The organism is Acinetobacter sp. YH12046, assembly GCF_013419905.1.
Lineage (GTDB): Bacteria > Pseudomonadota > Gammaproteobacteria > Pseudomonadales > Moraxellaceae > Acinetobacter.
In genome coordinates this window covers 1-12,010 of the sequence record NZ_VOZF01000028.1, presented here as the reverse complement: position 1 = coordinate 12,010, position 12,010 = coordinate 1, and the positions used below count along the sequence as shown (strand labels likewise).

Sequence of the window (12,010 nt, the reverse complement as noted above, 5' to 3'; positions counted from 1 at the left end):
ATGAGTCAACAAGTGAAATCAGGCAAAATTCTGAGCCCATCGACCCCATGGACGGAGCGTATTGTTCCGGGCATTCATGTACCTGATGAGCAAACCACCCTAAAAGCGACATTCACAGAGCCAACCATTGAGTGCCCTGAATGTCATGCTTTGGTGACACGTACTGCAATGTCATTTAATGCTTATGTTTGTCCACAATGCGATGAACATCTGAAAATGAAAGCACGTGACCGTCTGAACTGGTTCTTTGATCAGGTACAGACTGAAATGGGTCAGGAATTTACGGCCAAAGATCCACTGAAATTTGTCGACAGCAAAGCTTATCCAGACCGTATGTCGGAAGCACAAAAGAAAACAGGTGAAACTGAAGCACTGATCGTAATGCAAGGTCTGCTGAAAGGCGTGCCAATGATTGCAACCGCATTTGAGTTTGACTTCATGGGCGGCTCTATGGGCACTGTAGTGGGTGACCGCTTTGTGCAGGCAGCGGAGCGTGCGATTGAAATGCATCAACCTCTGATCTGTTTTGCAGCATCTGGTGGCGCACGTATGCAGGAAGGTATGCTGTCTTTGATGCAAATGGCACGTACTTCAGCAGCGATTCAGCGTTTGAAAGAAGCAGGTCTGCCTTATGTGGTGGTATTGACCCACCCAGTTTATGGTGGTGTAACTGCGTCTTTAGCCATGCTGGGTGATGTGCATCTGGCTGAACCGAAAGCCATGATCGGCTTTGCGGGTAAACGTGTGATCGAACAAACTGTACGTGAAAAACTGGACGAACCGTTCCAGCGTGCTGAATATTTGCTTGATCATGGTGTAATCGATCAGATTGTTCACCGTCATGCATTACGTGATACAGTTTATCGTATTATCACGAAATTGATGAACCTGCCTTGAACACAGCACCATTAGCAACTGATTCACTTGATACATGGCTCGATTATTGGAGCCATGTTCACGTTACGGGGATTGATTTAGGCCTGGAACGTGTTATTCCTGTGGCTGAAAAGCTGGGCGTGATCAATCCGGAGGCTAAAGTCCTGACGGTTGCCGGAACCAATGGTAAAGGTTCAACGACCACGACTCTGGCTGCCATTCTCAATGCTCAGGGTTTTAAGGTCGGACTGTATCAGTCTCCTCATGTATATCGTTTTAATGAACGGGTGAAATTACGTGGGGTTGAAGTCGAAGACCAGTTGCTGATTGATGCTTTTGTTGAAGTCGATCGGGCACGTCGCGAATGCGATTTAAGCCTGTCATTCTTTGAAGCAACCACACTTGCTGCATTTGTGATTTTTAAACATGAACTGTGTAATGTGTGGGTGCTGGAAGTCGGATTGGGTGGCCGTCTGGATGTCGTGAATGTGGTTAATCCGGATGTTGCAGTCATCACCAATATCGGACTGGATCATACCGACTGGCTCGGTGATACCATTGAAAAAATTGCTTTTGAAAAAGCTGGTATTATCCGTCCGAATATTCCCGTGATATTTGGTGGTCAGCAAGATATTCCGCAAGCCATTCTGGATAAAGCTGCTGAATGCAATGCGCCGTTATATGCAGTTAACCGTGATTATTTCTATGAAGCCTTTGAAGATGGCAAAACCTGGGCCTTTGCATCGTCAGGTACGACTTTAAAATTGCCGACAGGTTCACTGGCGCTGGATAATATTTCGACAGCAGTTGCAGCGATCTTGCTAAGTGGTCTGGAAGTCAACCAGACAGCGATTGCGGAAGGAGTTCAGGCAGCTAAATTGCCGGGGCGTTTTGAAGTCCGAGAAATTCAGAATAAGACTGTAATTTTTGATGCCGGACATAACCCGCATGGGGTAGAGTTCCTGTTAAAACAATTACGCAATTATTTAAATTACAACAAGAAATATAAAGAAGTCATTTGTGTATTTTCCATGCTGGCAGATAAAGATATAAATTCTGTCGTCAAGTTGTTGAAAGACACTGTTCATTTGTGGAAAATTGCACCATTATCTGTACCACGTGCGGCAGAGGTCACACTTTTGACTGATGCACTGCAAGGTGAATTGATAGAACAATTTGACAATGTAAAATTAGCTTTTAAATCAGCGCTGGATGAAACAGAGAATAATCAGCTGATTTTGGTATGTGGATCATTTCATACCTTAGAAGCGGTATGGGAGTATTTGGAAGAATGTCAATGAATAACAAACAACGCTGGATGGGTGGCGTTGTTTTACTAGGTGGTGGTGTTTTATTGGCAGCATTACTCCTGAAAGGCCAAAATGAAATTCATCAGGATCGTCAGCAAAACCCGGCACTGGCTGCAGAAGTAGAATCAAAAGATACAGTCAACAATTCATTAGGTTCTTTAACAGTCGATGTGGAAACAGAAAAACGTCTGCTGGAACAGCAGCGTCGTGACCGCGAAAAAGCAGTGGCTGAACAGGAAGCCCGTGCAGCTGAATTTTTAGCCATGCAACAGCAGGCTGAGGCAGATGCAGCACGTCGTGCGGCTGAAGAATATGCTGCTTTGAATGCCCATCGTATGGGACAGCAAAGTTCAGACAATATTCCACCTGAGCTGGCAGAAGATGAACAGACGAAGCAAAAACGTCTGGCTGAAGACAAGGCTGCTACACAAAAAAAGTTAGAACAGCAGAAACTTGAGCAGCAAAAAGCCCAAACTTCAGCTGATACTGCCAAGAAACAGGCAGAGCAGAAGGCTGCAGAAGAAAAACGTAAGCTAGAAGAGAAACGTAAAGCTGAAGAAGCGCATAAGGCAGCTGAAGCAAAACGTAAGGCCGAGGAAGAGCACAAAGCGGCTGAAAAGAAAAAAGAAGCTGAGCATAAAGCTGCTGAAGAAAAACGTAAGGCAGAAGAAAAACGTAAGGCAGAAGAAAAGCGCAAAGCTGAAGAGAAACATAAAGCAGAAGAGGCCAAGAAAAAGGCTGAAGCTGAAAAAGCCCGTAAACTTCTTGAAGGTGAAAGTGATAAACAGTGGATGGTGCAGGTGGCATTGGCTGCCAATGAAGCCAATGCTGATGCCATTGCGGCCAAACTGCGAGCCAAAGGCTACAAGGTCACCAAGAGCCAGACATCTAAAGGTGTGCGTATCATGGTCGGTCCATCTAAAGACCGTGAAACAGCAGATGCACTGCGTAAGAAAATCGCGTCTGATGCCAGCCTGAACATGAAATCAGCCTGGGTGAATGACTGGGTGCCGCTAGATAAGCGTTAATTCTCTTACTTAACCGAAGTTTCTGTAGATGGATTCGTGAGTTGCTCGCGAATCCATCTTACATTTTCAGGGATAAATAATTTTTCAATATTGCGCCAAATGGAATGAAAGCCATAACCGCCATGCTTCATTTCCCGTACTGCGTCTTCAATGCGCCAGTTCTGGAAAATAATCCGGTACATGGCCACACTGGCACCGGTACGGTCTGAACCATGATAACAGTGTAAAAGTATTTTTTCATTATTTTGCCGTGCCTGTTGAATCAACTGCATTACGTTCAGTAAATCCTCGCGATTCATAGCCCAGGTATGAATGGGAACATGTTTAAGCTTGAGGTCTTCATTTGACAAAATATCCGTATCTTTATCGCGTGAACGCAGGTTGATCACCACATTAATGGCATATCGTTTTAATAAGGGCGTCAGTTCATCGCTCGGCTGTTCACTCCGGTAAAGTTCATCGCTAATCTGATAAAAATTATGTTCTTCATGCAGTCCCTGTCCCCAGTGCATTGGGCGTTCCTGTTCAGGCAGCGCTGGAGTACAGCCAGATAAAACAAACGCGGAAACCAGAAGAAGTACATAATTATTTTTCATTGCGCGTTAAACCCTCTTTTTAATCATTCTCTTCAACAGCATATCGGCTTTTGCAAAAAAAAGCCTGTCCGAAGACAGGCTTGATGGGAAAAGTTCGAAAACCCGGCTCGTCGGTGGGTATCAAACTAAACATGAAAATGATGGTTGATGCATGATGATCTTCATTTTCATGGTGGAGAGTTTTTTCTAAATTTTCGGTGTCATGGTTAAAGAGCAGTAACTTTGCTTATCCGTATAACTTTAGCATAGCTGAGGTTCTTGAGCGAAAAAGTACCACCTTTTAGAGACTACGCGTTTCGCTTGTCTTACGAATAACTAAAGCAGTGCTTTCAAATTATCACTCGAAGCATAGCTTCTCGTCTTGCATTCAAGCAAAGCGGTGTTTTGGAAGCTACGCGCTGCGCTTGTCTTGTCACAAATTAAAGCAGTGCTTCAAATACTGCGCACTTCGTTTGCTTTGCGCAAAACTGAAAAGCAGTGCTTTCAGTTTTGTCACTCGAAGCATAGCTTCTCGTCTTGCGCAAGGGCAGTACAATGGAAACTGCGCGCTACGCTTGCCTTGCGCAAAATTAAAAAGGAGTCCTTTTAATTCCTTACCAGCCATAGCATAGCTATGGCTCTTGCGCTCGGGCGAAGCAGTGCTTCGCTTATCCTCGCTCAGGCTGTGGCGTAAGACGTAAATAAGGAGTTACTGCCTTATAACCTTTAGGGAAGCGTTGTTTAATTTCTTCCTCATCTTTTAATGAAGGCACAATCACTACATCATCGCCATGTTGCCAGTTTGCTGGAGTTGCAACTTTATGATTGTCGGTTAATTGCAGAGAGTCGACTACACGTAATACTTCATGGAAATTACGACCTGTTGATGCAGGGTAGGTAATAATCAGACGCACTTTCTTGTTTGGATCAATGATTACCAGAGAACGTACAGTTAGGGTTTCGCTGGCATTTGGGTGAATGAAACCATACAGCTCAGACACTTTTCGGTCCTGATCAGCAATGATCGGGAAGTTAACGGTGGTACCTTGAGTTTCATTGATATCTTTGATCCAGTCATGATGCGATTCAACATCATCAACAGAAAGCGCAATCGCTTTCACGCCACGTTTTGTAAACTCGTCTTTCAGTTTCGCGGTAAAGCCCAGTTCAGTGGTACATACAGGTGTGTAGTCTGCTGGATGTGAAAATAAAATGCCCCAACTATCGCCTAGAAAGTCATAAAAGTTAATTAAGCCTTCACTGGATTGCTGTTCAAAATTCGGTGCGGTATCGCCTAAACGTAAACTCATTTTCTTGCCTCAATTGATCTTGTAATGTGTCGATGAGAATAAATATGAACCAATTTTTTTATGATTAAAAATAGTGTTTTTAGAATTTCTTATGAATAAACCGAATAAAGAAGTAGGCTGCCGATTCAGAATCAGACAAATCAGTCGTCTAATTAACTATATTGCATGGGTAAAATTTGCTACATTACTTTGCCTTAGGTCTCAGGGCTAGGACGAAGGATGAGTTTTTTTCATTGGTTTTCTGGCAAAACCCTTGTAGTTCAAATTTCTAGCACCATAATAACGACTAAGAACATATTTATTTGACAAGCAAGATTTAGAGAGTCTATTCATGTTGGCAAGTCTGATCGGAGGAATCTTCGGTACCAAAAATGAGCGCGAACTCAAACGCATGCGTAAAATCGTAGACAAGATTAATGCGCTCGAGCCGACGATATCAGCCCTAAGCGATGCAGACTTATCTGCAAAAACTGAAGAATTCAAACAACGATATAATAAGGGTGAAAGCCTAGATAAGTTACTTCCTGAAGCATTCGCAGTCTGTCGTGAAGCTGCAAAACGTGTTATGGGAATGCGTCACTACGACGTACAGTTGATTGGTGGTATTACCCTGCATGAAGGCAAGATTGCCGAGATGCGTACCGGTGAAGGTAAAACCCTGATGGGGACGCTGGCCTGTTATCTTAATGCATTGAGCGGGCAGGGTGTCCATGTCATCACGGTGAACGACTATCTGGCACAACGTGATGCCGAGTTAAACCGTCCATTGTTCGAATTCTTGGGTTTAAGCATTGGGATTATCTATTCCATGCAGAATCCGATAGAAAAATCTGAAGCCTATAAAGCAGACATCACTTACGGTACCAATAACGAATTCGGTTTCGACTATCTTCGTGACAACATGGTGTTCTCGCTGGCTGAGAAAAAACAGCGTGGTCTGACCTATGCCATTATCGATGAGGTCGATTCGATCCTGATCGATGAAGCACGTACACCACTGATTATCTCTGGTCAAAGTGAAGATTCTTCCCAGCTTTATGCAGCAATCAATAACATTCCGCCGAAATTAAAAGCACAGAAAGAAGAAAAAGTACCGGATGGCGGTCATTTCTGGATTGATGAAAAACAGCGTTCAGTAGAAATTACAGAAACCGGTTTTGAAACCATTGAAAGTGAATTGATTGCAATGGGCTTGCTGGCTGAAGGTGAAAGCCTGTATTCAGCTTCTAATCTGAATTTGCTGCATCATGTGACTGCTGCGATTCGTGCGCACTATCTGTATCAACGTAATGTGCATTACATCATCCATGAAGGTGAAGTGATCATCGTCGATGAAAATACCGGTCGTACCATGCCGGGCCGTCGCTGGTCTGAAGGTCTGCACCAGGCAGTTGAAGCAAAAGAAGGTCTGGAAATCCAGCCGGAAAACCAAACCCTTGCAACCACCACATTCCAGAACTATTTCCGTCTGTATAAAAAATTATCCGGTATGACCGGTACTGCAGATACTGAAGCTGCGGAAATGAAAGAAATTTACGGTCTGGATGTGGTAATCATTCCAACCCACCGTCCAATGATCCGTAATGACCAGAACGATTTGATCTACCTGAATCGTGAAGGTAAGTACAACGCGATTATTCAGGAAATTCAACGTGTTCACGAAGCTGGTGTTGCGCCAATCCTAATTGGTACGGCCACTATTGAAGCGTCGGAAATTCTTTCTGACAAGCTTAAAGAAGCTGGTATTGAACATGAAGTCCTGAATGCCAAACAGCATGAGCGTGAAGCAGATATTATTGCCCAAGCGGGTGCACCGCGTGCTGTAACGATTGCAACTAACATGGCCGGTCGTGGTACCGATATTTTGCTGGGTGGTAACTGGAAAGCGCTACTGGCCAAAATTGAAAACCCAACCCCTGAAGATGAAGCACGCCTGAAAGCAGAATGGGAAGCGAATCATGAAGCAGTTCTTGCTTCTGGTGGTTTGCATATTATCGGTTCTGAGCGTCATGAATCTCGCCGTATCGATAACCAGTTGCGTGGTCGTGCGGGCCGTCAGGGTGACCCGGGTGTATCGCGTTTCTACCTGTCTCTTGAAGATGACTTGATGCGTATCTTTGCGGGTGACCGTGTGGTTGCCATGATGCGTGCAATGGGCTTAAAAGAAGATGAAGCGATTGAACACAAAATGGTGTCACGCTCAATCGAAAATGCACAGCGTAAAGTAGAAGCACGTAACTTCGACATTCGTAAGAACCTGTTGAAATACGATGACGTGAATAACGAGCAGCGTAAAATTATCTATAGTCAGCGTGATGAGATTCTGGCTGAAAGTTCATTGCAGGATTATATCGAAGAGATGATCCGTGAAGTGATGCAGGGCATGATCGCCAACTATATTCCGCCTGAATCAATTCATGATCAGTGGGATATTGAAGGTCTGGAACTTGCACTACGTGAAGACTTATCGATTGATCTGCCAGTTGCACAATGGTTAGAGCAGGATCGTCGTTTAGATGAAGAAGCACTGGTTGAGCGAATTACTGAAGAAGTGGTAAATCGTTACCGTTCACGTCGTGAACAAATGGGTGCTGAATCTGCAGCATCACTTGAACGTCATTTCATGCTGAACTCTCTGGACCGTCACTGGAAAGAGCATCTGGCTGCGATGGATTACCTGCGTCAAGGGATTCATTTACGCGGTTATGCACAGAAAAACCCAGAGCAGGAATACAAAAAAGAAGCCTATAACCTGTTTGTAAACATGCTGGGCGTGATTAAATCTGACGTCATTACTGATCTGTCACGTATCCATGTGCCAACACCTGAAGAGCTGGCTGAAATGGAAGCACAGCAGCAGGCACAGGCTGAAGCGATGCGTTTGCAGTTATCTCATCAGGAATTTGATGGATTACTGGCTGAAGAAGATGCAATCACTACTGAACAAAATGCGCAGGCCAATCCGGTTGCACCAGTCTTTGAAGCACCGGCAAGCCGTAATGCACCTTGTCCATGTGGTTCAGGTCTGAAATACAAACAGTGTCATGGCAAGATCTAATTTCTGCTAAGTTTCTAAACTATAAAAAGATCAGGACCAAATGGTCCTGATCTTTTTATGTATATGGACTTTTCAGCTGATGAATACTGTTTGCACTGTACCGGATTAAATGGTATTTAATGGCAGATTGAACACCGCAAAGTGGAAGAAACAATGACAAAAGTATTAAAAACGATGATGGTTGCTGCTTTGGCAATCCCGACTTTAAGTTTTGCTGAAACAGCAACAACGACACCTGCTAAAGTTCAGCAGGCCATTGGTCCAACTACGGCTCAGGTTCAGACGGGTACAGATGGTCAGGTGACCATTGCAAGTCCGCGTACTGGCATTCGCTATACCTTTAATAATTCAAACCGTCCAATCGTTTTACAGACTGCAGCGATTGCAGCAGCCAATGCAGCGAATGCTGACCGTATTGTTGCTTCTAACCCTGCGCTTTCTGCGGCAAGTCAGCAACAGGCGAAACAGGCTTTATTGAGTGAATCAACCCAACTGGCTAAAAACTAAGTTTGAGCCAGTTTAATAAAACCAGTCACTATGACTGGTTTTTTATTGTGAAAAACCATAAGAAAAGTGAGTGTTCATCTGGCTTTGGCTCGATTTTTTAATAAAGATCAACTAAGCTGTATTTTTCTGAAACTTCAATATTGGACATTTAAAAATGGCAGTTGGTGACGTATCTATGCCACAGATGCATGTGGTAAAAGGGGTGAGAATTGGTTCGGCAGAAGCGTATGTACGCTATCAGAACCGACGTGACCTGGTGATATTTGAACTGGCTGAAGGCTCCAATGTTGCAGGTGTATTTACCCAGAATGCTTTTTGTGCTGCTCCTGTACATGTTTCTAAAGCACATCTGGCGGTAGGTAACCCACATTATTTAGTGATTAATACCGGAAATGCCAATGCGGGTACAGGTGCTACAGGTATGGCAAATGCTGAAGCCACTTGTGCCAAACTGGCTGAACTTGCAGGCGTGAAAGCTGAAGAAGTATTGCCATTTTCAACAGGGGTGATTGGCGAACAATTACCAATGGAACGTCTTCTGAATGGTTTGCAGCCTGCATTAGAGTCATTGCGTGATGATGCCTGGATCGATGCGGCAACCGGCATCATGACCACAGACACTACACCAAAAGGTGCATCTGAACAGTTCGAACTGGACGGCATTACTTATACCATGACCGGGATTTCCAAAGGTGCCGGCATGATTCGCCCAAATATGGCCACTATGCTAGGTTATGTGGCGACTGATGTGCCAATCAGCCGTGAACTGGTTCAACAGCTTTTATCTGAGACAGTGAATCAGTCATTCAACCGCATTACCATTGATGGGGATACCTCAACCAATGACTCTTGCATTTTTATTGCTACAGGTCAGGCCGGTGGAACAGAAATTTCATCAGTTGAAGATCCGCGTTATGCAGCTGTGCTTGAGGTATTAATGCGTACCATGAAACGTCTTGCGCAACTGATTGTGCGTGATGGTGAAGGTGCGACTAAGTTCATCACAGTTGCAGTAGAAGGTGGCGCCAATACTCAGGAATGCTGTGACGTGGCCTATAGTATCGCGCATTCTCCATTGGTGAAAACTGCGATCTTTGCTTCTGATCCAAACTGGGGGCGTATTCTGGCTGCAATCGGTTATGCAGGTGTGGCGAATTTAGACGTTGCAAAAATTCAGGTTTGGTTAGATGATGTACAAATCTGCAAGGATGGTGGTGCAGCAGCAGACTATACCGAAGAGGCAGGTGCACGTGTGATGGCACAAGCTGAAATGACGATTCGTGTTGATCTTGGACGTGGTGAAGCAAAAGATACAGTCTATACCTGTGACCTGTCCTATGATTATGTGAAGATCAATGCTGATTATCGTTCATAATTCAGATTGTTTCTAAAGCCTCCGTTGTGGGGCTTTTTTTATATCTTATGATTTTTAATGACTGGTCAAAAAAGTATTTTGCTAGAGATGACCGGGATGTAGGGTGAAAGGTTCGTTGAATAATGAACCATGAGGGTAGAGTAAGAGTTGTTATGAATGATGCGACCAAATTAATAGCCAATGAAGCCAAATCGATTGTGCAGGCGCATTTAGATCGTTTAGGAGAACCCAAAGAGCATCAGATCAGTGCACAGGCCAAACAGGAAAAATTTGCACAGATTCAAGCCGAATTGGAAAAGCAGAATGCAGTACTAGTTGCACATTATTATTGTGATCCTGAAATACAGGAACTGGCAGAACTGACTGGTGGCTGTGTGTCCGATTCATTGGAAATGGCGCGTTTTGGACGTGACCATCCCGCATCGACCTTGGTGGTAGCTGGGGTTAAGTTCATGGGTGAAACTTCAAAAATACTTTCACCAGAAAAAACCGTCCTGATGCCAACTCTTGAAGCGACCTGTTCACTGGATTTGGGTTGTCCGGTAGAAGAATTTACCAAATTCTGTGATGCGCATCCTGATCATACTGTAGTGGTGTATGCTAATACTTCGGCTGCGGTTAAAGCCCGCGCTGACTGGGTCGTGACTTCAAGTTGTGCAGTTGAGATTATTGAACACCTCGATAGTTTAGGTGAAAAAATTATCTGGGCACCGGATCAGCATCTAGGGCGTTATATCCAGAATAAAACCGGTGCTGACATGCTGCTTTGGGATGGCGCGTGTATCGTCCACGAAGAATTTCGTTCGCGCGGAATTGCTAATATGAAAGCCTTATATCCAGATGCGGCAGTGCTGGTCCATCCAGAATCACCGATGTCTGTGGTAGAAATTGCTGATGCAGTCGGAAGTACTTCTCAGTTAATCAAGGCAGCTCAAACCTTGCCACATCAGCGTTTGATCGTGGCAACAGATCGCGGTATTTTCTATAAAATGCAGCAGGCTGTGCCAGATAAGATTTTGATTGAAGCTCCAACCGCTGGAGAAGGAGCAACCTGTCGTTCATGTGCACACTGTCCTTGGATGGCCATGAACGAGCTAGATGGAATCTTGCATGTTCTACAACATCGTGATCAGGAGATTCATGTTGACCCCGCATTAGCTCAACGAGCCAAACTGCCTTTAGATCGTATGCTGGATTTTAGTGCCAGCTTGAAACGCTAAGATTTTGTATAAAAAATGTCTGAAATGCTTGATAAATAAACGCTTGAAGTGTTTTTTTGATTTTTTTTAAATATAGGTGTTGACGTCTTATGGCGTCACGCCTAGAATGCACACCGTACCAAGCGATAAGCTTGATACGAAAGCTGAGATGAATCGGAGCATAGCACAGCCTGGTAGTGCACCTGGTTTGGGACCAGGGGGTCGTAGGTTCGAATCCTACTGCTCCGACCAATTCTTCAAGGCGGATGGTGAAAATCATCAGTAAAGCGCTTGTAGCTCAGTTGGATAGAGCATCCGCCTTCTAAGCGGATGGTCACAGGTTCGAATCCTGTCAGGCGCGCCATTTTTGGTGGCTTGATATTTAAGAACCAAGGTAATGGTGGATGTAGCTCAGTTGGTAGAGCCCCGGATTGTGATTCCGGTTGTCGTGGGTTCGAATCCCATCATTCACCCCAACTCTTTGAGTTGAACATCGGAGCATAGCACAGCCTGGTAGTGCACCTGGTTTGGGACCAGGGGGTCGTAGGTTCGAATCCTACTGCTCCGACCATCTTCTTCATGGTGGTTAAGATAAATGATACCGCGTCAAGCGGTTTTTTTATGTCTAAATAATGAAGACACCGTAATGGTGGATGTAGCTCAGTTGGTAGAGCCCCGGATTGTGATTCCGGTTGTCGTGGGTTCGAATCCCATCATTCACCCCAACTCTTTGAGTTGAACATCGGAGCATAGCACAGCCTGGTAGTGCACC

At 44.6% G+C, this 12,010-nt stretch carries 9 protein-coding genes and 5 tRNA genes; 12 read left to right on the top strand and 2 right to left on the bottom strand.

Going from position 1 to position 12,010, the window contains the following annotated elements:
* The 3 genes from accD to FTU03_RS13090 are packed head-to-tail and all read left to right on the top strand — an operon-like array spanning position 1 to position 3,214.
* Positions 1-897, top strand: coding sequence for an acetyl-CoA carboxylase, carboxyltransferase subunit beta (gene accD / locus FTU03_RS13100; RefSeq protein ID WP_166139531.1), 897 nt, complete (start codon positions 1-3; stop codon positions 895-897).
* Positions 894-2,177: a bifunctional tetrahydrofolate synthase/dihydrofolate synthase gene (gene folC / locus FTU03_RS13095; protein ID WP_179993249.1), complete on the top strand. Its 1,284-nt coding sequence runs from the start codon at positions 894-896 to the stop codon at positions 2,175-2,177. Before accD ends, folC begins: the two co-directional genes overlap by 4 nt.
* A complete protein-coding gene (locus FTU03_RS13090; protein WP_373684505.1) occupies positions 2,168-3,214 on the top strand; it encodes an SPOR domain-containing protein in 1,047 nt (348 codons plus the stop codon). Before folC ends, FTU03_RS13090 begins: the two co-directional genes overlap by 10 nt.
* Positions 3,215-3,219: 5 nt before the next feature.
* Here the strand turns inward: FTU03_RS13090 and FTU03_RS13085 are convergent, their stop codons facing one another.
* A complete protein-coding gene (locus tag FTU03_RS13085) occupies positions 3,220-3,810 on the bottom strand; it encodes a dual specificity protein phosphatase family protein (RefSeq protein ID WP_179993247.1) in 591 nt (196 codons plus the stop codon).
* 647 nt (positions 3,811-4,457) lie between these two features.
* A complete protein-coding gene (locus FTU03_RS13080; RefSeq protein ID WP_179993246.1) occupies positions 4,458-5,099 on the bottom strand; it encodes a peroxiredoxin in 642 nt (213 codons plus the stop codon).
* A 331-nt stretch (positions 5,100-5,430) separates the two neighbouring features.
* Between FTU03_RS13080 and secA the strand changes: the two genes are divergently transcribed.
* The 9 genes from secA to FTU03_RS13035 all read left to right on the top strand — a co-directional run bounded on the left by secA (position 5,431) and on the right by FTU03_RS13035 (position 11,963).
* The gene (gene secA, locus FTU03_RS13075; protein ID WP_179993245.1) at positions 5,431-8,157 is read left to right on the top strand and encodes a preprotein translocase subunit SecA; all 2,727 of its coding nucleotides are present in this window, start codon (positions 5,431-5,433) and stop codon (positions 8,155-8,157) included.
* A 153-nt stretch (positions 8,158-8,310) separates the two neighbouring features.
* Positions 8,311-8,664 (top strand): hypothetical protein, encoded by a 354-nt coding sequence (locus FTU03_RS13070; protein WP_104426583.1) that lies wholly within the window; start codon positions 8,311-8,313, stop codon positions 8,662-8,664.
* A 154-nt stretch (positions 8,665-8,818) separates the two neighbouring features.
* Positions 8,819-10,039 (top strand): bifunctional glutamate N-acetyltransferase/amino-acid acetyltransferase ArgJ, encoded by a 1,221-nt coding sequence (gene argJ, locus FTU03_RS13065; RefSeq protein WP_179993244.1) that lies wholly within the window; start codon positions 8,819-8,821, stop codon positions 10,037-10,039.
* A gap of 152 nt (positions 10,040-10,191) precedes the next feature.
* Complete coding sequence (gene nadA, locus FTU03_RS13060; protein WP_179993243.1) at positions 10,192-11,259, top strand: quinolinate synthase NadA; 1,068 nt, start codon at positions 10,192-10,194, stop codon at positions 11,257-11,259.
* Positions 11,260-11,413: 154 nt separating this feature from the next.
* Positions 11,414-11,490 (top strand) — tRNA-Pro (locus FTU03_RS13055).
* 35 nt (positions 11,491-11,525) lie between these two features.
* Positions 11,526-11,602, top strand: a tRNA-Arg gene (locus tag FTU03_RS13050).
* Between the two features lie 36 nt (positions 11,603-11,638).
* A tRNA-His gene (locus tag FTU03_RS13045) sits at positions 11,639-11,714 on the top strand.
* A gap of 18 nt (positions 11,715-11,732) precedes the next feature.
* Positions 11,733-11,809 (top strand) — tRNA-Pro (locus FTU03_RS13040).
* 78 nt (positions 11,810-11,887) lie between these two features.
* Positions 11,888-11,963 (top strand) — tRNA-His (locus tag FTU03_RS13035).
* The last annotated feature ends 47 nt before the right edge of the window (positions 11,964-12,010 follow it).